Here is a 21,358-nt window from a genome sequence, read left to right as displayed (position 1 = left end):
TTCACTTTAAAAAACAATAGAAGCGTATAGATTCCAATATGGAAAACCAAACTCAAGAAACACAATCAACCACAACATCAAAACCAAAGCGTACGCGTCGTCCAAGCAAACGTCCTAGAAGTCATGAAGAAAATACGATTGAGGCATCTGCAAGCACTGAAGTTGAACATACTGCAGCGGAAACCAGCGCACCCAAAAAGTCTCAGGCAAAGGCGTGGTCCATTGACGATTTTATTGTTCCCGAAGTGGAAGGTAAGGTGCGTTTTCATGACCTAAATTTACCAGACCGTGTATTAAAGTCGATTGCTGAGATGGGATTTGAATATTGCAGTGAAATTCAAGCCGAGACCTTGCCAATGACGCTACAAGGTTATGACATCATAGGTCAGGCCCAAACTGGTACCGGTAAGACAGCCGCATTTTTAGTCGCCATGATTAGTGATTTTCTAGATTACCCACTAGAAGAAAAAAGACCGAATAACTTTGCTCGTGGACTCATTATTGCTCCGACACGAGAGTTGGCTTTGCAGATTGCCGATGAAGCGGTAAAGCTAACCTCTAATTGTCATCTTAACGTTGTCACCTTGGTGGGTGGCTTGAGTTATGAAAAGCAAAAAATTGCGTTAGAAACGGAAAATGTCGATATTCTTGTGGCGACACCGGGTCGTTTATTGGATTTTGCTCGAAGCCGTAAAGTTCAGCTGGGCAAAGTGGAGTGTCTCGTTTTGGACGAAGCAGATCGCATGTTGTCAATGGGCTTTATACCAGATGTCAAAAGCATTATTCGAATGACGCCGCACAAAGAACTTAGACAAACTATGCTATTCAGTGCGACTTTCCCTAAGGACATTCAAGCGTTGGCGCAACAGTGGACTTACATTCCAAAAGAAGTGTCTGTGGTGCCGAAAGAAGCAACGAATCAAAACATAGATCAAGTCATCTACACCGTTGAAGCCGATCAAAAGTGGCCAGTTCTTAGGCAGTTGATCAATGAAAATGGTGGGCAAAGAACGATTATTTTCGTGAATCGACGTGATGAAACGCGTGATTTGTACGAGCGTTTACGCAAAGCTAACATCAACTGCGCCATTTTATCTGGCGAAGTGGCTCAAGATAAGCGTGTTAAAACACTGAATAACTTCAAAGAAGGCATCATTCAAGTGTTAGTTGCTACGGATGTTGCAGGGCGAGGCATTCATGTCGACAACGTTGAATTGGTTGTGAATTACTCTCTACCGGACGACCCTGAAGATTATGTACACCGTATTGGTCGTACTGGTCGAGGGGGTGAAGTCGGTAAATCGGTGAGTTTTGCCAGCGAAGATGATTCTTTTATGATTCCAGAAATTGAAAGAGTGGTTGGTGAGAGTATTCGCTGTGAATATATGGTTAATACGTCTCAATAATCATCGCTTACTTTCATAGTGAGATAAGATGAAATTAGAACATAATTATGCAAATCTGGGTGCTGGGTTTTCGTCGAAAACCCAAATCCAGCCACTGATAGAGCAGCGATTGGTTGAGTTTAATCAGCCCCTTGCTGCTTTTCTTTCTGTTGATATCAAATCCCCACTTACAAAGTCTTTACTGTGTGGCGATAAGGTCATTCCTGACGCGCTTAGCATGGTTTACGCAGGTCACCAGTTTGGTGGCTTCTCACCGCAGTTAGGTGATGGTCGAGGTGTCTTGTTAGGCGAAGTTCGCGGTGCAAATGGCTTGCTTTATGATTTACATATGAAGGGGGCGGGCCCAACGCCTTATTCTCGTCGTGGTGATGGTCGCGCCGTATTGCGTTCTTGTATTCGTGAATATTTAGCGGGTGAAGCGATGACGGCCTTGTCTGTCCCTTCTTCACGCGCACTGGCTTTGTACGACAGTCGCCAAGCCGTCTATCGTGAAACGCCTGAAGCTGGCGCCATGCTGTTGAGAGTTGCGCAAGGGCACGTCCGTTTTGGTCACTTTGAATACTTTTTTTATCAGGGTAAGCAGACTGAGCTTGATCAACTTATTGCGTATTGTTTGACGCATTTTTACCCCGAGTGCCAAGCGACAGATTCGCCGCTGGAAAGCATGTTGATCGAAGTCGTCAAACGCACAGCCCGTATGATTGCAAAATGGCAAGCGTTAGGGTTTCAGCATGGCGTAATGAATACAGACAATTTTTCTATTACGGGTGAAACGATTGACTATGGCCCTTATGGGTTTATGGAAGATTATGAGCCAGATTGGGTGTGCAATCATTCTGATCATGAAGGGCGATATGCTTTCTCCCGTCAACCGGGAGTAGGCTTATGGAATCTCAATTGTCTGATGCGCTGTTTTTCAAAGCATTTAGAAAAAGATCAATTAATTGCGATTTTGCAATGCTATGAGCCAGAGCTTCAAACACAGTACGATTGCTTAATGATGGAGAAAATGGGGCTGAATAGCTCGCGTCAACTTCATGATCTTTTGCCATCCTTGTTGACACTTTTAGCAGCGGAAAAACTCGATTACAGCGTGTTCTTTAGGTTGTTAAGTCATATTAAGCAAGATCATTTTGACACCCTGCTTGATGAGGTCGTGGATCGGGATCGATTAGCCCAATGGTTGGTTAAGTACCAATCAGCTCGCTTGGATCAGCCTCTAAATTGGCAAAAAACCAGTGAGCGAATGCTACAAGTTAATCCCAAGTTTATTTTGCGTAACTACTTGGCCCATGACGCCATTCAAGCGGCTGAGCACGGAGACTATTTGCCCTTTAGGCGTTTGTTAAACGTGCTTAACCATCCGTTTGAAGAGCATCCAGAATCGGAATACTTGGCACAAAGGCCGCCATCATGGGGCAAGTCGTTAGAAGTCAGTTGTTCATCTTAAAAACGTAAGACGATAATGGTAGAGAAACAGGCATTATGAAGCATTCAGTGTGTGTGTTAGGCGGTGGTAGTTTTGGTACGGCCTTAGCGAATATTATGGTAAAAAATGGCCATCAAGTCAGTCAATGGATGCGTAACGAAGAGCAGGTGGAAGAAATTAATTTAACGGGACTTAACAGTCGTTATTTACCCGATGCGCCTCTGCACAGAGAATTACTCGCAACCAGTAACTTAGAGCAAGCCATACGGGACAGTGATACGGTATTCGTGTCCATTCCTTCAAAATCATTTGAACAGGTGGTTCAGCGAATTGAACCCTTGTTAACGGCAGACAAAATACTCATAAGCACAACTAAAGGCTTTAATCCCAATCGTTTTGAGCTAATGAGCGACGTGCTTCGTAGAAATTCTGTGACACAAAAAATTGGCGTCTTGAGCGGTCCTAATTTGGCGAAAGAGATTGCGGCAGGCCAGATGACAGGTACCGTGATTGCAAGTGCCAACGATCAAGTTCGCCAACGGGCTATTGAATTGCTCAAGTCCCCTAGTTTTCGTGTTTACGAAAATAGAGATAGCACAGGGGTGGAGTTGGCTGGGGCGTTGAAGAATATTTACGCAATCGTCTGCGGTTTGGCCAAAGCGTTAAATGTGGGTGAGAATACCATGTCGATGATTATGACTCGAAGCTTGGCGGAAATGAGTCGTTTCGCCGTTCACTTTGGTGCTAATCCGATGACCTTTTTAGGGTTGGCGGGGATGGGTGATTTAATCGCCACGTGCACATCGCCACTAAGTCGGAATTATCGTGTGGGTTTTGCGATCGGTTCTGGGCAAAATTTAGATGAGGCGATTGGCGGTATCGGTGAAGTTGCTGAGGGGGTTAATACCCTCAAGATGGTCGTCGATGAAGCGAAAAAGCATGGTCTGTATATGCCATTAGCAGAAGGTCTTTCTAAATTATTGTTCGAGGGTGCCAAGCTGGAGTCATTGATTGGTTCAATGATGACAGGGGAGCAAAAATGGGATGTCGAATTTGCGACAAGTGAGGAGAATAGCAATGTCTAAGCCGGGTTATGCAAATCAAGGTTTTTGGTTTCGAGTTATCTTTATGTTTTTGTATTGGGTAGTGTTAAACATTGCCATTACCGTGTTTGGTGTCTTACTGGTTATCGTAGGTTTGCTGAAATTGGTGATGAGTTCAGAGCCGGTCACTTTATCTTCTTGGCTTAAAAGTGTGGCTTTATTTCTTGGTCAAATATTCTCTTTCTTGTCTTTTGCAACGGAAGAGAAGCCTTTCCCATTTCAACCATGGCCTCAGGTAGACGCCGATGACGAAGTCTAAGCGTTTGTATGTGCTTCGCCATGGAAATGCGGCGCCTTACGGTTATGATCAGGATGAACTTCGTGAATTAACTGAGTTAGGCATAGTCGAGGTCAAAGCGGCGGCAGCCGCTTTTCGTGAGAAAAATCTGTTATTCGATAAGGTGTTTGTTAGTCCTTATGTTCGTGCACAACAGACAGCGAAGGTTTTTTTGGCTGGGCTGGACGCGGCGTCCAGCTTTGAAGACTTGTCATTGATAACACCGGACGGTCAACCAATGGCAGTGGCTGCTTGGCTTAATGACCAGCCATATCATTCTGTTTTATTAGTGACTCATCAGCCTTTCGCTCAACAGTTTGTGAATTATTTAGTCGATGAGCCTTTGCCGATCAATTTTGCCATGACAACGGCGACCCTAGTTGCTGTTGAAGGGGAACTGTTTGCCGCTGCTTGTTGTCAATTTAAATGGCGTGTTTCTCCTTCTTAGAGGGGAGCAATAGCTTAAGATACATTTTTAATTTAATTGGTTGGTAATGCATATCGATGGGAAATGAAGTGGTTTACAGGCTGGCGCATACAGAAATAGCGGGTGTGCAATGGTTACCCAAAAAAACAATGGCGCTTAAAGTTATCTCGTTACATGGCTGGTTAGACAATGCGGGCAGTTTTTCCAGCTTGTCCCCTTATTTGTCAGATTATTCCCATGTTGCTTTAGACCTTGCGGGCCACGGGTTGTCTCAGCATCGCCCAGCAGGCTGTTTTTACCATCTGTGGGATCATGCTTTGGATGTGGTTTCGGTTTTGAATCAGTCAAAGCAAAGTGTTTGGCTGATTGGGCATAGTATGGGTGGGGCGGTTGCCATGCTTGTCGCGGCGATTGCGCCTGATAAAGTACGCGGCTTGATCGTTTTGGACAATATGGGGCCACTAAGTGGCCATCCTTCGGATCGAGTTGTGACCTTGCAACGTGCGGTCAACAAAATGGCGAAGTTTCGCCCTGACAGAGCAACCCATTACTCATCAAAAGAAGCCATGGTGTTGGCTAGAATGGATGGTTTTACTTCGCTATCTAAATCTGCGTCGGCTTTTTTGGTTGAGCGAGGAGCCTATGAGGATGGTGATGGAACATGGCGTTGGCGGCATGACGGTAAGCTAACATTCCCGTCTCCTTTTCGTATGGATGAGGAGAGTGTTGACGCTTTTATTGGTGAAATAAAGTGTCCAACACTTGCGCTTGTCGCCAAAGAAGGGGTGTATCGTAATACACCTAAGTTTGTAAAAGAGCGAGCGGCTCAGTTTCCATGGATTACTTTGAAATGGTTAGAGGGAAATCATCATTTTCATCTTGAGCCAGAAACCTGTCTTTCTGTTGCAAATGAAATTCAGCGCTTCATCAATCAAAACTAATGCAGAACACCGACCTCGTTGAGGCTAAAGGAAAATGACATGGCGAAACGACATATAATAGCGTTATCACTATTGGCTACGATAAGCAGTTTTTCTTTTGCAAATATCTTAACCATTGAGCCGTACAGAGACGCTCAGCTTGTTAAAAGCCGTTCTCAGGCAGAAGAGTGGGTGAGTGTTCCACTGGGTAAAATTGGCCGTTCTGGTCGCGGTTGGGAGCCTGAGTCTGTTATTCGGGTTCAAGGCGACTATTTAACTTCCTTGCATAAAATTAATAGAAGTGCTGATCTTACGGCTATTTTTGCTCACTACCGTGCCCAAATGCTAACCAAAAATCGTACCATTTTATTTGAGTGTGAAAGTCGTGCTTGTGGAAGCGGGAATGCTTGGGCAAATGATTTTTTTAACGATTACTTATTAAATGGTGCGGATCAAAATCAATACTTGTTGGTGGTAAAAGACCAGCAAGAGCTTTACCAAACACTGTACATAAATCGTCGCGGTGCTGGTGATGTCATGGTTAGAATTGATGAGGTGAAATCGGCTGAGTCCTATGGCACGGAATTCAATATAGTGGCTCAGATGGATGCGCAAGACACCCCCAGAATTCGTCGTTTTGTGAGGGATTTGCCAGAGGATCAAAAAGTTATCGGCTTTGTGACAAGCAAAAAAACCGGTATCACCAATGCGATTGAGTCGGGCGATCAGCTTATCCAGCAGATCCAAGCGGGTTTGGGGGATCAACTAAGGGATAAGGTGCGTTTCATTAATGTGGCTGACCTAGGGGTAGAGTCGCTGGGCGTAAACCGTATTTCTTTTGTTTACGCATCCCAGTAAGTGTTCTACTGCTATATTTTGTATTTATTCAGTCATGTTGTTAATTGCGGTTTTTGATGAGTAGGTTTTGTTTGTGAGTAGCAAAAAAACAGTGGCCTTGGTGTTGGGTAGTGGCGCGGCTAGAGGGAATGCACACATTGGCGTAATTGAAGCGATCGAAGCTCGCGGTTATGAAATTGTTAGCGTATCTGGTTGTTCGATTGGTGCTATTGTTGGTGGGGTGTTTGCAGCAGGCAAATTGCAAGAATACCGTGAGTGGGCGGAATCCCTTGATCGGGTGGGTTTGGTGCGGTTATTGGACATGTCTTTTTCGAACGGTGGATATCTCAAAGGCGATCGTTTTTTCGAGAAGATTAAAAATATTATTGGCGATGTTGCGATTGAGTCATTACCCATCAGTTATACCTCGATTGCTGTTGATTTATTAAAGCAAAAAGAGTTTTGGTTTCAGCAGGGTGATTTAATCAGTGCTATGCGAGCGTCGTCAGCGATTCCGTCTATTGTGTCGCCGGTGTTGCTTAATGGCCGTATGTACGTGGATGGCGGTGTGCTTAATCCTCTACCTATTATTCCCTGTGTGCCTGCGGGGGCTGACTATATTGTGGCTGTGGACTTGAATGGTGCTGCAGAGGGCATTGCGCAAGACGAATCAGAAAATCGTTTTGCTGCCCCTGCTTGGTGGCAAAGTGCGAAAGGTTTTTTTTCAAAGGGCAGTGAGTCTGAAAGTGAGGAGGCAGAATATTCGCCAGAAAGTTGGGGAAGGCTTCAAACCATTAACATGATGTTTGAAACGATGCAGGAGTCCCTAACGCAATACAAGTTAGCGGGTTATCCGCCTGATTTGTTGATCTCCATACCAAAAGACATTTCTGGTTTTTATGAGTTTTGGCGCGCCAAAGAGTTAATCGACTTTGGGTATGACGTTACTCTCAAAGCGCTAGATGGGTTGGAGTCGCCGACTTCGAATTATTATTCGTTCCCCAAAGGGAATTAATTAGCCAATAGGGTTTATGCCTAGTTCTCTGAGTTGGCTGCATAAGGAGATAAGTGGTAGGCCAATTAAGCTGTTTGGATCGTTTCCTTCCATTTTTTCAAATAAACAGACCCCGAGCCCTTCGCATTTAAAACTGCCGGCACAGTCGAGAGGCTGTTCGATTGAGATATATTGTTGAATCTCGCGTGGTGATAAATCCCTAAAGTAAACGTAATATTCGTTTAAGCTATACTGATATGTCTGTGTGTGTTGATCGAATACACACAGGCCGGTTAAGAAGGTGACTTTCTCTCCACTAAATGTCGTGAGTTGTTTTATGGCATTTTCTTCGGTGTGAGGTTTGCCGAGAATGTTTCCGTGCAAGGTGGCGACTTGGTCAGAGGTAATGATTACCGTATCCTCTACAAGACCTTTCTGTTGACGATCATGGTGAACGGCGAATGCTTTGGCAATGGAAAGTCGCTTTACAAGATCGGTTGCGCACTCTTGATATAAAGGCGTTTCATCGATGTTAGGCGAGTGGCATTCGAAAGATACGCGTAAACGTTGTAGCAGCGTTTTACGATATTCAGATGATGAGCCTAAGATGATTTTTTTGTTCATGGTGTTCCTGCTTATTTATGCATTTGTTCTAAGGTGGTCTGGATTTTACTGTTTTTGTTCGAGAATGCCTTAAGATAGTGAAAAAAAACGTGTTTAAGGCAGTTAGACTTTGACAAGTGGGCTCCTTGGCCATATTATTCCCCGCCATGTTGAACGATACATTACCTAAATATTTTGACCCTCGAAAATACGCTAGCAACGAGCTCGCCTTCGAAGGGTACGTGCCCCTTAATGCCTTTAAGGAGCTTTGTGCTATATTAGCCTCTGATGAGGGTAATGCATTCATTCATCTAGACTTTAGAGTTGATGAGGATAGGCGCTACACTGCTACTGGATCATTGACCACTCAAGTACAGGTTGTTTGTCAACGCTGTCTTGGCCCGGTTAAACATGATCTGGAGTTGGATTTGAAGCTGGGGTTCGTTTATGACGAAGATCACGCTAAAAATTTACCTAATGATTACGATCCTGTTGTCATGACCGATGGTGAAGTAATCTTGGCAGACATGGTGGAGCAGGAAATCATACTTGCCTTACCAATCGTCGCCTATCACGAAGAAAGTGGTTGCAACCCAACAGCTGTAAAGTATGCCTCGTCTACCGATGACGCACCGGATGGCGAAAAACCGAATCCATTTAGTATATTGGCCCAATTAAAGGCCAAGTAAAGTTAGGAGCTCCAAAAAATGGCAGTACAAAAAAGTAAAGTAACTCGTTCACGTCGCGGCCAGCGCCGTTCGCATGATGCTTTGACAGGACCAACTCTTTCTGTAGAAAAGACAACAGGTGAACTTCACCGCCGTCACCACATTTCTGCAGACGGTTTTTACCGTGGCCGTCAAGTTATCACCCCTAAAGGTGAATAACTAAGATACCCATGATCAGGGTAGCTTTAGACGCTATGGGCGGGGACTTAGGTCCCCGCATTGCATTCGGCGGTGCAATAGAGATTCTTTCTCGCCATCAAGATGTCGCCATCACCTTATATTACTCCCCTTGTTCTGGTTTGGTCCTTCCTGAACCTCATGAACGCTTATCTCTTGTTGTTTGCTCCGATGTAATTGATGCCAACGAAGAGATTGTTCTGTCCTTATTTCGTCGACGACAAAGTACGTTATATCGCGCATTGCAATCGTTGGTTGACGGTTCGGCTGACGTGGTGGTTACCTTAGGTAATACGGGTGCTATGGTTGCTTTGGCTCGACATTTATTAGGTGTTCTCAGACCTAAACTTTACCCAGCCTTGATCAGGGAGCTGTACTCCAATCCCCTTAGATGTTTGGTGGATTTGGGTGCAAATGTCCATTGTCCACCGTCTATGTTAGTGGGTTTTGCCGAGCTAGGCGCGGCGTATATTGAGGCGTTAAGTGATGAGGCGCCCAAAGTGGGCTTATTAAACGTTGGGGTGGAGAGCTCAAAAGGAAGTGTGGTTATTCGAGAAACGAATCGATTGTTGAGTGATAGGACGTGGCCATCTTATCTTGGTTATGCGGAAGGGACAGAGCTGTTTGAAGGTGAGAAAAATGTCATTGTTTGCGATGGCATGGTTGGTAATGCAGTATTAAAAGCATCAGAAGGTTTGTTGTCATTTTTGATGGGGAAGTTTAAAGGGTTAGGCGGCGCGTCGTCTTTGTTTGAGACTTTTTACCAAACTGAGCGCAGGCATGGGGCCTGTTTAGTTGGGGTGCGTGGCAATTTGGTAAAAGGTCATGGTTGTTCAGACTTGCCAGCTATGATTGGTGCCATTGAGTATGGCGTTGATATTGCGCGGGCAGATTTATGTTCTGCCATAGCGGCGCGTATTTTTGATTAAGCTTGATAGCTAGGAGATTAAATGAGCAGTAAATTGGCTTTTGTTTTTCCAGGACAGGGTTCTCAGCAGCTGGGTATGTTGGCTGATTTGGCGGAAAAGCACGATATAATAGGGCAAACGTTCACGGAGGCATCTGAGGTTCTTGGTTACGATTTATGGGACCTTGTTCAAAACGACGCTGAAAAATTGAGCCAAACCGATAAAACGCAACCTGCACTACTAACGGCCAGTGTTGCCTTGTGGCGTCTTTGGGAGCAGCAAGGTGGTGAAAAGCCTGCTTATGTGGCGGGTCATAGTCTTGGTGAGTATTCGGCTTTGGTGTGCGCTGGTGTTATGGCATTTGCTGATGCGGTTGAGCTAGTTAAACTGCGTGGTGAATACATGCAGCAAGCGGTTCCTGCTGGTGAGGGTGCGATGGCTGCCATTATTGGTTTGGACGATGATAAGGTCGTGGCTGCATGCGATGCTGCGCCAGGGATCGTGAGTGCGGTTAATTTCAACTCGCCCGGTCAGGTAGTTATTGCAGGTCATGTTGCTGCAGTAGAAGCGGCTATGGTGAATGCGAAAGAAGCGGGTGCTAAGCGAGCGCTGCCGTTGCCCGTAAGCGTGCCTTCTCATTGCGAATTGATGATTCCAGCGGGTAGCAAATTGGCTGAAAAACTTGAAACCATTGCGTTTCATTCACCTTCTTGTACTTTGGTGCAAAATGTTACCGCTCAGGCTGTATCTGACCCTGCCGTGATCAAGGCCAATCTTGTGTCTCAGTTGAGCGAGCCTGTATTGTGGACGCAATCCGTTATGTTGCTGGCTGAATTGGGTGTGACCTCTACAATAGAGTGTGGTCCTGGTAAAGTGCTTAGCGGCTTAAATAAGCGTATTGTCAAAGGCCTAGAAACGGCTTCGCTTGGTGACATTGCTAGCTTTGAAGCGGCGTTGTCCGCTGAGTAAAACATTTACACTCGGCTCTTACAGTGTCGATTTATATTTATAGATTAAATGGTGGAGGCAAAAATGAGTCTAGAGGGAAAAATTGCTTTGGTCACAGGAGCGACTCGCGGTATTGGTAAAGCGATTGCGGTTGCTCTTGTTGAGCAAGGTGCAACGGTTATTGGTACAGCGACAAGTGAATCTGGAGCTCAAAGTATCAGTGATTATCTAGGAGCCAATGGTAAAGGCTGGGTGCTAGATGTATCATCCAGCGAATCCGTTGAGACGGTCGTGAAAGAAATTACCGCTGAGTTTGGTGCGCCAACTGTTCTGGTTAACAATGCTGGTATCACGCGTGATAATTTGATGATGCGAATGAAGGAAGATGAGTGGGAGCAGGTGGTTAACACTAACCTAACGTCCGTATTTCGTGTTACAAAGGCATGCTTGCGTGGTATGACAAAAGCCAAGTTTGGTCGTATTATCAGTATTAGTTCTGTTGTTGGCTCTATGGGTAACGGTGGTCAAACCAATTATTCGGCGGCAAAAGCAGGACTAGAAGGTTTTAGTCGTTCTTTAGCGGCTGAAATCGGGTCTCGTGGCATCACTGTCAACTGTGTTGCTCCAGGCTTTATCGAAACAGATATGACCAAGGTGCTTCCAGAAGAGCATAAAGCGAATTTGGTATCAAAAGTACCGGCTTCACGCCTTGGTCAGCCTGAAGAAATTGCGGCGGCTGTCGCCTTTTTGGCGTCAAATGGCGCTGCATATATCACTGGTGAAACATTACATGTCAATGGTGGCATGTATATGTCGTAATTTGAGTTGAATTTTATATTTATTTCAACGAAAATACGTCTCCGGTTCATGTCGAGAATCACGCCGTACAGGTGATCGAATTTTTATAATATGCTCACACTGAGCTGTTAATGAGTAGAGTAGGAACTTCTAATGAGTAGCATTGAAGAACGCGTTAAGAAAATCGTTTGCGAACAACTAGGCGTTAAAGAAGAGGATGTTGTTGCTTCAGCATCTTTCGTTGATGACCTAGGTGCCGATTCCCTAGATACAGTTGAGCTAGTAATGGCTCTGGAAGAGGAATTCGACACTGAGATTCCAGACGAAGAAGCTGAAAAAATCACTACAGTGCAAGCAGCGAACGACTACATCAACGCTAACTTGTAATAGATCAGTGAACTAAGTTTCCCGAAAAGCCGCTTGTACTTGTTACGGCGGCTTTTCTTATTAATAGCCCTTAAGAATGTAGGGCGAAATACTGGAGTAATCATATGTCTCGTCGTCGGGTTGTAGTCACAGGTATGGGAATGGTGACCCCCCTTGGCAATAATGTGGAAAGTACGTGGGATAATATATTAGAAGGCAAGAGTGGTGTCTCAGAAATCACCACTTTCGATACAAGCCAATTTTCAACTCGGTTTGCCGCTCAAGTTACAGACTTTGACGCGACTCTATACATGAGTGCCAAAGAAGCTCGAAAAATGGATGTCTTCATCCAGTACGGTATTTCTGCAGCAGTGCAAGCCCTTGACGATGCCAATTTAAATGCTGACACCGCAGATCTGTCACGTGTCGGTTGTGCAATAGGTTCAGGCATTGGTGGTTTGCCAATGATCGAGAAAAATCTTGAGCTGCTTAACGAGTCTGGCCCCAAACGCATTTCTCCTTTTTTTGTGCCGGGCGCGATCATTAATATGATTTCTGGTCATGTTGCGATTCGCTTTGGGTTTAAAGGCCCTAATATTTCTATTGTGACCGCGTGTACAACAGGAACTCACAATATTGGTATGGCGGGTAGAATGATTGCTTACGGTGACGCTGATGTCATGGTAGCAGGTGGTGCAGAAATGGCGATCACCCCTCTCGGTATTGGCGGGTTTGGCGCAGCCAGAGCTTTGTCCACGCGAAATGATGATTTTAAGACCGCTAGCCGCCCTTGGGATAAAGACCGAGATGGTTTTGTAATGGGTGATGGCGCTGGGATTTTAATACTAGAAGAGTATGAACATGCCGTTGCTCGCGGTGCGAAAATATACGCAGAACTGGCAGGCTTTGGGATGAGCGATGATGCTTATCATATGACAGCGCCCCCAGAAAGCGGAGAAGGGGCTGCTTTGGCTATGAGTGCTGCATTAAAAGATGCGCAACTGGCCGCCTCTGATGTTGATTACATTAATGCCCACGGCACATCGACACCTGCTGGTGACTTGGCTGAGACGAATGGGGTAAAAGCCTTGATGGGTGAGAACGCTTCTGATGTTGCGATTAGTTCAACGAAGTCCATGATAGGCCATTTGTTGGGTGCCTCTGGCGCGGTTGAGTCAATCTTCTCCATTTTGGCGATTCGTGATCAAGTCGCGCCGCCAACCATTAATTTAGAAGAACCCGGCGAGGGATGTGATCTAAATTATGTGCCAGGAACGCCGCAAAAACGTAAGATTGATGTGGTTCTTAACAACTCCTTTGGCTTTGGTGGCACAAACGGCACCTTGGTGTTTAAGAAGATACACTGATTAAGTCAGCCTTACCCTTTTGCTGCCTAGCTTGTTAACAGAAGTGAGTGCAAGGGGTTCTGTTATAACAGCCCCCTAAAAGGGGGGGGTGATGGCAGGCGATTTTTTTCGTCTGCTATCACCATGATGTAATCTAGTTGCTGTGTTTAATGTAGCTGCTGTGGCTGTAAATCTGGTTTGTTTCGTAAATTATTAATTTCTACTGAGATCTCATACGCTTTGTTTTGACGGTCGAGCTCGTATAAACGATCTTCTAGTTGCTGATAAAGTGTAATCTCTTCATCACCCAGAAAATGCAGGCATTCGCCACCAACAAACCACAATAGTTCCCGTTTTATTAAAGGCACTAGGTTTGCGTAGCAACGAATGAAGCGTGATAATACTTCTTGAGCATCAAAACTGTAATCGTGTGTGTTGGCTTGTATTTTTTGAGTCAGAAGATCCCACTTCTCTAAGAAGTCTACCTCTTCTTCTGCTAAATCTGACTGATTAAAAGGAGCATGCTCCGCTATGCGCTGACGCAAATCTGCAAATGCATCCAGTATGTATTGTGTGCGTGATTCCACGTAAAGCCCTATTCAAATAAAGTAACGATTTAATCGGCATTAGCCGTATGAGAGCTTTAATTATGACATATGCAATCGAAATTAGTGACCTTAAAAAGCGCTATGATGGTGGCTTTGAAGCACTGAAAGGGATTGATCTTAAAGTTAAGAAAGGCGATTTCTTTGCGCTTCTCGGTCCAAATGGTGCCGGCAAATCAACCACCATAGGTATTTTATGTTCGTTAGTGAATAAGACAGCGGGCAAGGTGTCGATTTTTGGTACGGATGTAGATCACGATTTTGCAAAAGCCAAAAAATATTTGGGTGTCGTGCCACAAGAATTCAATTTTAATGTCTTCGAAACCGTATTTAACGTGGTTGTCACGCAAGCAGGTTTTTATGGCATTCCAAAAGCGATCGCAGCGCAGAGGGCCGAGAAATATCTAAAGCAGCTTGACCTCTGGGAGAAGAAAGACGTTCAGTCTCGTATGTTATCCGGTGGAATGAAGCGTCGTTTGATGATTGCAAGAGCGCTAATACATGAGCCAGAAGTGTTGATTTTAGATGAGCCGACGGCTGGTGTGGATATTGAGTTACGCCGATCCATGTGGGCTTTTATTAAAAATCTGAATGAGCAAGGGACGACGATCATTTTGACGACCCATTATTTAGAGGAAGCCGAGCAGCTGTGTCGAAATATTGCCATTATTAATGCTGGCGAAATTGTTGAAAACACCAGTATCAAAGCCTTGCTGAAAACGTTAAATCAAGAAACTTTTATCTTAGATTTGGATGCCAGCTTACCAGAGGGCTGGTCAATACCAGAGTTCAATGTATCTGTTAGTAAAGACGGCGGTACCGTTGAGGTGGAAGTAGTAAAAGGGCAGTCTATCAATGCCATTTTTAAAGCGCTTGATGCTATCTCTGTCAATGTGGTGAGCATGCGCAATAAATCAAATAGACTCGAAGAGCTCTTCGTAAAATTAATCAAAGGCTAACTCGATGAAAAACTCAGAAATTTGGATTGCATTTTATACTATTTTGGTCAGAGAGATTCGTCGTTTTACGCGCATTTGGCCGCAAACCTTGTTGCCCCCAGCGATCACTATGACGCTGTATTTTGCTATTTTTGGTAATTTAATTGGCGAGCGAATTGGGCAAATGGGGGGCTTTAGTTATATGCAATACATTGTGCCCGGTCTGATTATGATGTCTGTTATCACCAATGCTTATTCAAACGTGTCTTCGTCGTTTTTTTCCGCAAAGTTTCAGCATAGCGTTCAAGAACTATTGGTGTCTCCCACGCCGAACTGGGTCATTTTAATGGGCTATACACTTGGTGGTGTCGCACGCGGTTTGTGTGTTGGTCTGATCGTGACTGTGTTGTCATTTTTCTTTACTGACTTTGCTCTTGAGAGTTTGTTTCTGACCGTCCTTGTTGTGGGGTTAACCGCCATTATGTTTTCGTTGGGCGGGTTTGTTAATGCGATTTATGCGCGAAGCTTTGACGATGTTTCGATTGTGCCAACCTTTATTTTAACGCCTCTCACTTACCTTGGCGGTGTTTTCTACTCGATTGATTTATTGCCAGATTTTTGGCAATCCGTATCGCTTTTAAATCCTATTCTTTATATGGTAAACGCTTTTCGTTATGGGATTTTAGGCGTCTCGGATATTAACGTGTATTGGGCGCTGGTTATTGTCAGTGTATTTATTGTGGTGTTGTTTGGATTTGGTCTACGTTTGCTTAATCAAGGCAAAGGTATTAGGAATTGAGGAAGTAGATATGGGCTTTTTACCGTTAGGTCAACAAACTGAGTATGTGTCCGAGTACGATGCAGGGTTGCTTTACCCCATCGCTAGAGTAGACAAATGGGCTGAGATGGGCATTGAGACAGAGCGTTTGCCTTTCTATGGGGAAGATATTTGGAATGCGTATGAAGTGTCTTGGTTGAATGCGAAGGGCAAGCCGATAGCGGCCTTGGCTGAGTTTCGTCTGCCATGCGATTCACCAAATATTATTGAGTCTAAATCTTTTAAGCTGTATCTGAATTCTCTAAATCAGATGCGTTACGAATCCGTTGAGGAAGTTCAGGCTCTGCTGGAAAAAGATTTGTCGGACGCGGCGTGCGCACCAGTAACGGTTTTTATCCGCGATGTTGATAATATGGCGTCCTTGGTTGTGATGACGCCAGATTATTGCATTGATGAATTAGACATCGAGGTATCCGAGTATCACCCTAATGCAGATCTTCTCACGGTCGACGCCTCTCAGGGTGTGGTCGAAGAACGCTTGGTCAGCCATCTTCTGAAATCCAATTGCCCTGTAACCAATCAACCTGATTGGGGTTCGGTGTTTATTGAATACAAAGGCACTAAGATTTGTCATGAAAGCTTGTTGAAATATGTTATTTCGTTCCGTGAACATACCGACTTTCACGAGCAATGCGTTGAACGAATGTTTATTGATATTTTGCGTCAGTGCCAACCTGAAAGCTTAACGGTTTATGCACGTTACGTGAGACGTGGTGGTTTGGATATTAATCCTTATCGTTCAACAATGCCTCTGGTATTGGGGAATGATCGCTTAACACGCCAGTAATTGTTTTAGTCAAACATTGCTCTGATTCACCTAGTTAAAGCAAATAAGCCGCTTGTCAAAAAAACAGGCGGCTTATTTGCTTTCAAGGCTTGCGTTTATAGTATATCTAGTTGTTTTGCCATGAAAAAGCCCAAGCAAATTAGTAATAGAATGAGAGTAAGTGCTCCTGCTAATGCTGTTGAATAAAAGAGCCCTTGCGAGTGGTTTGGATTATGGTTATTTCAATGAGATTAATCAGCGGTTATGTTAAAGGCTTCTATTAGATAGTCCACTAAGGCTTTCACTCTTAAGCTGATATTTCTGGATTTAGGGTAGAGCAAAGTGACGTCAGAAGAGGATAGCTGCCAGTCTGGTAACGGGTTAACGAGTAGTCCTTTCGCTATTTCTTGCTCTACATAATAGGCAGGCTGTCTGGAAATGCCAGCTCCATTGAGCGTTGCCAGCTTGGAGACATGACCATTTGAGCAGGTTAATTTTGCTAATACGGGGAGCTCATACTTCTCTTTAGTAGTGGTGTGTGTAAAAGACCATCTTTTCACCGAGCCATTGATTAATGCATGGTCTAATAAGTCTTTCGGACTCTTCAGTGTAGGCATGGATGTTAAATAGGCTGGGCTCGCCACGAGATGATTCGTATAGTGGGTTAACTTGCGACCGATTAGATTAGAGTTGGACAAGCTTCCCATTCTGACCACTAAATCATACTGCGCCTCAATTAGATCTTCTCGAGTGCTGGAAAAGCTCAGGTCAATTTCTATTTGCGGATTGTCAATCATAAAGCGAATCATGATTGGTGCGAGTATGGCTTCACCAAACAACCCCCCCACCGAGTTTATCCGAATTTTCCCGCTGATACTGGCGTGAGCATTTTGCGCCGATTGAACCGCATGTTCCAACTGATCTATGCCTTGGCGAGAAAGTTGGTAAAAGGTCTCGCCTGCGGGAGACAAAGACAGAGAGCGTGTGGATCGATAGAGCAATTGAACGCCCATGTGTTTTTCTAATCCACTGATGATTTGCGATATTCTCGCGCGTGACAGATTGCGTTGTTCGGCTGCCTTTGAAAAGCTCTGTGTCTCTACCACGGCCAAAAACTCGGGTATGCCTTCTGGGAAGTTGGTGCTCATATTGTTAAGCCTTAATAAACAATGCATTTAATAGATTGATAATTATAAACAGTAAAAAGGCTCGTATAGTAGCGTTATGGGTTATTAGATCTCGCCGAGGAGGATGTATGAAAACGAGAGTGTTAGGAAAAACAGGCTTTGAAGTATCAGAAATTGGCTTAGGGTGTTGGCAACTGGGTAACGACTTCGGCCCTTTAGAAGACAAAGACGCTGAGCAGATATTGCAAACGGCGATGGCTGAGGGAATTCGTTTTTTTGACACTGCGGATGTATATGGTGGCGGAATCAGTGAGCAGCGAATTGGAGAATGGTGTAAAGCCTTAGCTAAGCCGCCCATTATTGCCACAAAAGTGGGACGAAATGCCGCGTTATACCCAAACGGTTACAGCAAGGCAGCAGTGAAAAAAAGCCTGCAAGAGTCCGCGAATCGGTTGGGGGTTGATAGTATTGATTTGGCGCAATTACACTGCGTACCAAGAGAGGTGCTGTTTGATGGTGATATCCTTGTTTGGATGGAAGACCTTAAGCAAGAGGGCATTATTAAGCATTTTGGCGCCAGTGTAGAAATGTTAGACGAAGCAAGGTTTTGCTGTGAACATCCTGAAATGGCCAGCTTACAAATTTTGTTCAATGTATTTCGTCAAGATGCCGTTGAGTCGCTTTTGCCATTAGCCGAAAAGAATAATGTTGGCATCATAGTACGTTTGCCTTTAGCAAGCGGATTGTTGTCAGGCAAAATGTCCAGCCATCATCAATTTAATGAGCATGATCATCGCTCTTATAACCAAGATGGCGCCGCGTTTCATGTGGGCGAAACCTTTAACGGCATTCCGTTTGAAAAAGGTGTGGCGTTAGTGGAATCATTAAAAACGAAGTTACCTGAAGGGCAGAATATTCTTGATGTATCACTGCGCTGGCTTTTAGATCAACCTCAGGTGTCTAGTATTATTGCCGGAGCCAGTCGTTCCTCACAAGTTGTTCGCAATGCGGCGGCGTCTTCACTGCCTCCATTGAGCAAAGAACTGCACGTATTGCTGGCCGATTTTTATCGTGATGAGGTGAAATCGGAAATTCGTGGCGGCATTTAACGTATTAAGAATTCAGACAAGAAAAAGTGGGGCGCGAGCATAATCGCGTCCCACTCTGAATGCTTTATTTTAGTATTTGTTCTGAGTGAGCCTTGGTTTTCACCTTGCTGATAATGTCCGCAATAACCCCTTCTTCATCGATAATAAATGTGGTTCTTACTGTGCCCATTGATTCCTTGCCCATGAACTTTTTCAATTGCCAAGTGCCATATAGCGCATGTACCTCTTTTTCAGTATCAGCGATTAAAGGGAATGGCAAATCGTATTTTGCAATGAAGTTTTGGTGTTTCTTTTCGGTGTCTGTGCTCACACCAAGAACGACGTAACCTTGATCTAACAGAGCTTGGTAATTGTCACGCAGATCGCAGGCCTGAGCAGTACAGCCTGGTGTTGAGTCTCTTGGATAAAAATACAGCACCACTTTTTTGCCTTTAAATTGGCTCAAAGTGATGGTGTCGCCATTTTGATCTTTGGCGCTAAAATCGGGCGCCTTTTGTCTAATTTCAATCGTCATAATGTGCTCTCTATTAGGTGAGGTGTGTTTAAAAAATAGCCTATATATTATTAACTTAATTAAGTTTAGCGTAACAAGTATGGGCGGATAAATCCCTCAAGGGCTTTTTCTATCATTTTACTCGGGCTTTACGCCCCTCTATTATTGTTAAAGAGGGGGCTGGGCGTTACTATAGGCCCGCTTATAATTTTATCGGAGACTCGAAATGATCACAGGTAGTTTAGTTGCGCTCATCACACCTATGTCACCAGATGGCGCTGTAGATACTAAAAAATTAGATGATCTTGTAGAGTTTCACATCAGCGAAGGGACGCACGGTATTGTCGCGGTAGGCACTACGGGGGAATCCTCAACCTTAACGCCTGAAGAGCATACTAATGTCATTCGCCAAGTGGTTAATACCGTGAATGGTAGAGTGCCGGTTATTGCTGGTACGGGCGCTAACGCGACTCACGAAGCCATTGATTTGACGCGCCGAGCGAAAGAGGCGGGCGCGGATGCCTGTCTTTTGGTTACGCCATACTACAACAAACCCACACAAGAGGGATTGTTTCAACATTTCAAAGCCATTGCTGACGCGGTGGATATTCCTCAGATTTTGTATAACGTTCCTGGAAGAACCGCTTGCGACATGCAGAATGAAACTGTTGTACGCCTTTCTGCCGTTAACAACATTGTTGGGGTTAAAGATGCGACGGGCGACTTAGAGCGTGGAGAAGCATTGATTAATCTGGTGCCGGCAGATTTTGCGGTTTATTCTGGTGACGACGCGACCGCTGTATCTTTGATGTTGTTGGGAGGTAAAGGCAATATCTCTGTGACGGCGAATGTGGCGCCAAGAGTCGTTGCTCAAGCTGCTGAGCTTGCTTTGACCGGTCATTCTGATAAAGCGCACGCGCTTGATGCAACTATTGCGTCACTGCACAGCAATCTTTTTCTAGAGTCCAACCCTATCCCAGTAAAGTGGGCGTGTAGTCAACTAAACTTATGTCAGGAAGGCATTCGATTACCGTTAACGCCACTGTCTGATCAGCATCATTCTGCCGTTCGCCAGGCACTAATAGAAGCTGGAGTGTTATCAGTATGAACAAAATCTTGTTTAAAGTAGTGAGTTTGAGCACAGCGACCTTGGTATTGTCAGGTTGTAGCCTTTTTTTGACAGATCACACCGACGATTATCAGGACCAAGTTAGCAATAGTTCGGCTCTTATCGTGCCAGAGGGTGCCGTACCGTCACGTGATGTTCTGGTTATACCAAATGAAGATAAAATTGCGTCGTTAACACCATCAAAGCCTTTTACCATTCCAAGAGCACCTTTTGTGTTTTATCCCATGGTTGAAGTCACTGTGAATGAGACCGAAGAGGCTTTTTCATTGGTTGTTCCTACCGGTGTTGAAAATGCCAAACGTATTGTGGCTGATTATTTAACATCACTTTATGGTGCGGGAACGCCGATCGCTTCTCAAACAGAGAATACATTAACAAGTGTGCCTTTTGATTTTCATCCTCAGGGGTGGCTGTCTTCCGTTTGGAGCAGTGTAACGAGAATATACCCAAAACAAACGGCGTTTTCTTTTGAGTTTGATACCGTTAATGGCCAAACCGTTATTCAGGTAACGTATCGTGAAGAACAGGAAGGCATTGAGCCTACTGGTTGGATGACACCGAACAAAAATGAAGATGCTTACGCCGTCGCTGTTCGACTTTGGGGTGTGATTGGACGACAGTTAAACCAATCTTCCGCTTTTCTTTCTAACCGTGAGAGTGTATCCGATTTTCCAATGTGGGTAGATCACGAGGGTATGTATGCTATCCAATTGGGCAAAGAGCCAGTCAGTGAATCCCGTCTGTTATCGACTTTTGAATCTGCCAATCTGTATTTAATGCCCGACAAAACGCAATTTGTGTCTCCCGTTCCTGCTGATCAGGTTGCGCGAATTGGCGATGTGATTGATTTAAGTATCCCTCTAGGGAATGGTCAAAAACAAAAATTATTCAACGTTTACCGTCGTAATTTAAATGATGTTACCTGGGATAAAAGAGAATATCCCTACGAGATCACAAAACAGAAAGCGGGGTACTTTTTAGTCATTGATGTATCCGCCGCGCCTAATCCAGAAGTTGTTTCTTTCAGATTGGCACAACGTTTTATTAATTGAAGTTGAAAACCCCTCAAAAATGAAAACCGGAGAC

At 44.6% G+C, this 21,358-nt stretch carries 25 protein-coding genes; 21 read left to right on the top strand and 4 right to left on the bottom strand.

The genetic code is table 11. The features are described 5' to 3' along the window. Positions 1-38 precede the first annotated feature (38 nt). The 8 genes from EBI00_RS11435 to EBI00_RS11400 all read left to right on the top strand — a co-directional run bounded on the left by EBI00_RS11435 (position 39) and on the right by EBI00_RS11400 (position 7,414). Positions 39-1,406, top strand: coding sequence for a DEAD/DEAH box helicase (locus EBI00_RS11435; RefSeq protein WP_123096062.1), 1,368 nt, complete (start codon positions 39-41; stop codon positions 1,404-1,406). A 28-nt stretch (positions 1,407-1,434) separates the two neighbouring features. Then, positions 1,435-2,856: a protein adenylyltransferase SelO gene (locus EBI00_RS11430; protein WP_123096061.1), complete on the top strand. Its 1,422-nt coding sequence runs from the start codon at positions 1,435-1,437 to the stop codon at positions 2,854-2,856. A gap of 35 nt (positions 2,857-2,891) precedes the next feature. Then, positions 2,892-3,920, top strand: coding sequence for an NAD(P)H-dependent glycerol-3-phosphate dehydrogenase (locus EBI00_RS11425; protein ID WP_206612582.1), 1,029 nt, complete (start codon positions 2,892-2,894; stop codon positions 3,918-3,920). Beyond that, entirely contained in the window at positions 3,913-4,197 is a 285-nt protein-coding gene (locus EBI00_RS11420) for a DUF4389 domain-containing protein (RefSeq protein ID WP_123096059.1), read from the top strand. The genes EBI00_RS11425 and EBI00_RS11420 overlap by 8 nt, the downstream gene beginning before the upstream one ends. Then, on the top strand, positions 4,184-4,663 hold the full coding sequence (sixA, locus tag EBI00_RS11415; protein ID WP_123096058.1) for a phosphohistidine phosphatase SixA: 480 nt from the start codon (positions 4,184-4,186) through the stop codon (positions 4,661-4,663). Before EBI00_RS11420 ends, sixA begins: the two co-directional genes overlap by 14 nt. Before the next feature lie 56 nt (positions 4,664-4,719). Continuing rightward, entirely contained in the window at positions 4,720-5,583 is an 864-nt protein-coding gene (locus EBI00_RS11410) for an alpha/beta fold hydrolase (protein ID WP_123096057.1), read from the top strand. Positions 5,584-5,622: 39 nt separating this feature from the next. Then, a complete protein-coding gene (locus EBI00_RS11405; RefSeq protein ID WP_123096056.1) occupies positions 5,623-6,420 on the top strand; it encodes a DUF4892 domain-containing protein in 798 nt (265 codons plus the stop codon). A 73-nt stretch (positions 6,421-6,493) separates the two neighbouring features. Beyond that, the gene (locus EBI00_RS11400; RefSeq protein ID WP_123096055.1) at positions 6,494-7,414 is read left to right on the top strand and encodes a patatin-like phospholipase family protein; all 921 of its coding nucleotides are present in this window, start codon (positions 6,494-6,496) and stop codon (positions 7,412-7,414) included. Here the strand turns inward: EBI00_RS11400 and EBI00_RS11395 are convergent, their stop codons facing one another. Continuing rightward, positions 7,415-8,017, bottom strand: coding sequence for a Maf family protein (locus tag EBI00_RS11395; RefSeq protein WP_123096054.1), 603 nt, complete (start codon positions 8,015-8,017; stop codon positions 7,415-7,417). A 125-nt stretch (positions 8,018-8,142) separates the two neighbouring features. Here EBI00_RS11395 and EBI00_RS11390 point away from each other — a divergent pair, with 125 nt between their 5' ends. The 7 genes from EBI00_RS11390 to fabF all read left to right on the top strand — a co-directional run bounded on the left by EBI00_RS11390 (position 8,143) and on the right by fabF (position 13,288). Then, a complete protein-coding gene (locus EBI00_RS11390) occupies positions 8,143-8,685 on the top strand; it encodes a YceD family protein (RefSeq protein ID WP_241557020.1) in 543 nt (180 codons plus the stop codon). An 18-nt stretch (positions 8,686-8,703) separates the two neighbouring features. After that, positions 8,704-8,883, top strand: coding sequence for a 50S ribosomal protein L32 (rpmF, locus tag EBI00_RS11385; RefSeq protein ID WP_072839128.1), 180 nt, complete (start codon positions 8,704-8,706; stop codon positions 8,881-8,883). 11 nt (positions 8,884-8,894) lie between these two features. Further along, positions 8,895-9,830, top strand: coding sequence for a fatty acid synthesis protein (locus tag EBI00_RS11380; RefSeq protein WP_123096053.1), 936 nt, complete (start codon positions 8,895-8,897; stop codon positions 9,828-9,830). Between the two features lie 21 nt (positions 9,831-9,851). Then, a complete protein-coding gene (fabD, locus tag EBI00_RS11375) occupies positions 9,852-10,778 on the top strand; it encodes an ACP S-malonyltransferase (RefSeq protein WP_123096052.1) in 927 nt (308 codons plus the stop codon). Between the two features lie 63 nt (positions 10,779-10,841). Further along, the gene (gene fabG, locus EBI00_RS11370; protein WP_123096051.1) at positions 10,842-11,576 is read left to right on the top strand and encodes a 3-oxoacyl-ACP reductase FabG; all 735 of its coding nucleotides are present in this window, start codon (positions 10,842-10,844) and stop codon (positions 11,574-11,576) included. Between the two features lie 132 nt (positions 11,577-11,708). Then, on the top strand, positions 11,709-11,942 hold the full coding sequence (acpP, locus tag EBI00_RS11365; RefSeq protein WP_012069834.1) for an acyl carrier protein: 234 nt from the start codon (positions 11,709-11,711) through the stop codon (positions 11,940-11,942). Positions 11,943-12,046: 104 nt separating this feature from the next. Beyond that, complete coding sequence (gene fabF / locus EBI00_RS11360; RefSeq protein ID WP_123096050.1) at positions 12,047-13,288, top strand: beta-ketoacyl-ACP synthase II; 1,242 nt, start codon at positions 12,047-12,049, stop codon at positions 13,286-13,288. A gap of 146 nt (positions 13,289-13,434) precedes the next feature. Here fabF and EBI00_RS11355 read toward each other — a convergent pair whose 3' ends face one another. Then, positions 13,435-13,854 carry a PA2817 family protein gene (locus EBI00_RS11355; protein ID WP_123096049.1) on the bottom strand — a complete coding sequence of 140 codons (420 nt, stop codon included), beginning with the start codon at positions 13,852-13,854 and terminating at the stop codon, positions 13,435-13,437. 62 nt (positions 13,855-13,916) lie between these two features. On the opposite strand from EBI00_RS11355, the gene EBI00_RS11350 reads away from it, so the two are divergent. Genes EBI00_RS11350 through queF form a run of 3 tightly spaced genes read left to right on the top strand, consistent with a single transcriptional unit; the run spans position 13,917 to position 16,435 of the window. Then, on the top strand, positions 13,917-14,831 hold the full coding sequence (locus EBI00_RS11350; protein ID WP_123096048.1) for an ABC transporter ATP-binding protein: 915 nt from the start codon (positions 13,917-13,919) through the stop codon (positions 14,829-14,831). A gap of 4 nt (positions 14,832-14,835) precedes the next feature. Beyond that, complete coding sequence (locus EBI00_RS11345) at positions 14,836-15,609, top strand: ABC transporter permease (protein WP_123096047.1); 774 nt, start codon at positions 14,836-14,838, stop codon at positions 15,607-15,609. Positions 15,610-15,619: 10 nt separating this feature from the next. Beyond that, positions 15,620-16,435 (top strand): NADPH-dependent 7-cyano-7-deazaguanine reductase QueF, encoded by an 816-nt coding sequence (gene queF, locus EBI00_RS11340; RefSeq protein ID WP_123096046.1) that lies wholly within the window; start codon positions 15,620-15,622, stop codon positions 16,433-16,435. A 230-nt stretch (positions 16,436-16,665) separates the two neighbouring features. Here queF and EBI00_RS11335 read toward each other — a convergent pair whose 3' ends face one another. Next, a complete protein-coding gene (locus EBI00_RS11335) occupies positions 16,666-17,562 on the bottom strand; it encodes a LysR family transcriptional regulator (protein WP_158600751.1) in 897 nt (298 codons plus the stop codon). A 107-nt stretch (positions 17,563-17,669) separates the two neighbouring features. On the opposite strand from EBI00_RS11335, the gene EBI00_RS11330 reads away from it, so the two are divergent. Further along, on the top strand, positions 17,670-18,650 hold the full coding sequence (locus EBI00_RS11330) for an aldo/keto reductase (protein WP_123096044.1): 981 nt from the start codon (positions 17,670-17,672) through the stop codon (positions 18,648-18,650). A gap of 64 nt (positions 18,651-18,714) precedes the next feature. Here the strand turns inward: EBI00_RS11330 and bcp are convergent, their stop codons facing one another. Then, positions 18,715-19,164, bottom strand: coding sequence for a thioredoxin-dependent thiol peroxidase (gene bcp, locus EBI00_RS11325; protein WP_123096043.1), 450 nt, complete (start codon positions 19,162-19,164; stop codon positions 18,715-18,717). Positions 19,165-19,369: 205 nt separating this feature from the next. Here bcp and dapA point away from each other — a divergent pair, with 205 nt between their 5' ends. Then, complete coding sequence (gene dapA, locus EBI00_RS11320) at positions 19,370-20,251, top strand: 4-hydroxy-tetrahydrodipicolinate synthase (protein ID WP_123096042.1); 882 nt, start codon at positions 19,370-19,372, stop codon at positions 20,249-20,251. Next, positions 20,248-21,324, top strand: a complete 1,077-nt coding sequence (locus tag EBI00_RS11315) for a hypothetical protein (RefSeq protein ID WP_123096041.1) — start codon at positions 20,248-20,250, stop codon at positions 21,322-21,324. Before dapA ends, EBI00_RS11315 begins: the two co-directional genes overlap by 4 nt. The last annotated feature ends 34 nt before the right edge of the window (positions 21,325-21,358 follow it).

Source organism: Marinomonas hwangdonensis (genome assembly GCF_003721245.1).
Taxonomy (GTDB): Bacteria; Pseudomonadota; Gammaproteobacteria; order Pseudomonadales; family Marinomonadaceae; genus Marinomonas; species Marinomonas hwangdonensis.
This window is presented reverse-complemented; position numbering and strand designations above follow the sequence as displayed.

Coding starts and splice junctions, on each gene's coding strand:
- fabF (WP_123096050.1), top strand. CDS start 12,047: ATGTCTCGTCGTCGGGTTGTAGTCACAGGTATGGGAATGGTGACCCCC.
- acpP (WP_012069834.1), top strand. CDS start 11,709: ATGAGTAGCATTGAAGAACGCGTTAAGAAAATCGTTTGCGAACAACTA.
- EBI00_RS11425 (WP_206612582.1), top strand. CDS start 2,892: ATGAAGCATTCAGTGTGTGTGTTAGGCGGTGGTAGTTTTGGTACGGCC.
- EBI00_RS11420 (WP_123096059.1), top strand. CDS start 3,913: ATGTCTAAGCCGGGTTATGCAAATCAAGGTTTTTGGTTTCGAGTTATC.
- EBI00_RS11430 (WP_123096061.1), top strand. CDS start 1,435: ATGAAATTAGAACATAATTATGCAAATCTGGGTGCTGGGTTTTCGTCG.
- rpmF (WP_072839128.1), top strand. CDS start 8,704: ATGGCAGTACAAAAAAGTAAAGTAACTCGTTCACGTCGCGGCCAGCGC.
- fabD (WP_123096052.1), top strand. CDS start 9,852: ATGAGCAGTAAATTGGCTTTTGTTTTTCCAGGACAGGGTTCTCAGCAG.
- sixA (WP_123096058.1), top strand. CDS start 4,184: ATGACGAAGTCTAAGCGTTTGTATGTGCTTCGCCATGGAAATGCGGCG.
- fabG (WP_123096051.1), top strand. CDS start 10,842: ATGAGTCTAGAGGGAAAAATTGCTTTGGTCACAGGAGCGACTCGCGGT.
- EBI00_RS11330 (WP_123096044.1), top strand. CDS start 17,670: ATGAAAACGAGAGTGTTAGGAAAAACAGGCTTTGAAGTATCAGAAATT.
- EBI00_RS11435 (WP_123096062.1), top strand. CDS start 39: ATGGAAAACCAAACTCAAGAAACACAATCAACCACAACATCAAAACCA.
- EBI00_RS11335 (WP_158600751.1), bottom strand. CDS start 17,562: ATGAGCACCAACTTCCCAGAAGGCATACCCGAGTTTTTGGCCGTGGTA.
- EBI00_RS11410 (WP_123096057.1), top strand. CDS start 4,720: ATGGGAAATGAAGTGGTTTACAGGCTGGCGCATACAGAAATAGCGGGT.
- EBI00_RS11350 (WP_123096048.1), top strand. CDS start 13,917: ATGACATATGCAATCGAAATTAGTGACCTTAAAAAGCGCTATGATGGT.
- EBI00_RS11315 (WP_123096041.1), top strand. CDS start 20,248: ATGAACAAAATCTTGTTTAAAGTAGTGAGTTTGAGCACAGCGACCTTG.
- EBI00_RS11395 (WP_123096054.1), bottom strand. CDS start 8,017: ATGAACAAAAAAATCATCTTAGGCTCATCATCTGAATATCGTAAAACG.
- bcp (WP_123096043.1), bottom strand. CDS start 19,164: ATGACGATTGAAATTAGACAAAAGGCGCCCGATTTTAGCGCCAAAGAT.
- queF (WP_123096046.1), top strand. CDS start 15,620: ATGGGCTTTTTACCGTTAGGTCAACAAACTGAGTATGTGTCCGAGTAC.
- EBI00_RS11405 (WP_123096056.1), top strand. CDS start 5,623: ATGGCGAAACGACATATAATAGCGTTATCACTATTGGCTACGATAAGC.
- dapA (WP_123096042.1), top strand. CDS start 19,370: ATGATCACAGGTAGTTTAGTTGCGCTCATCACACCTATGTCACCAGAT.
- EBI00_RS11380 (WP_123096053.1), top strand. CDS start 8,895: ATGATCAGGGTAGCTTTAGACGCTATGGGCGGGGACTTAGGTCCCCGC.
- EBI00_RS11345 (WP_123096047.1), top strand. CDS start 14,836: ATGAAAAACTCAGAAATTTGGATTGCATTTTATACTATTTTGGTCAGA.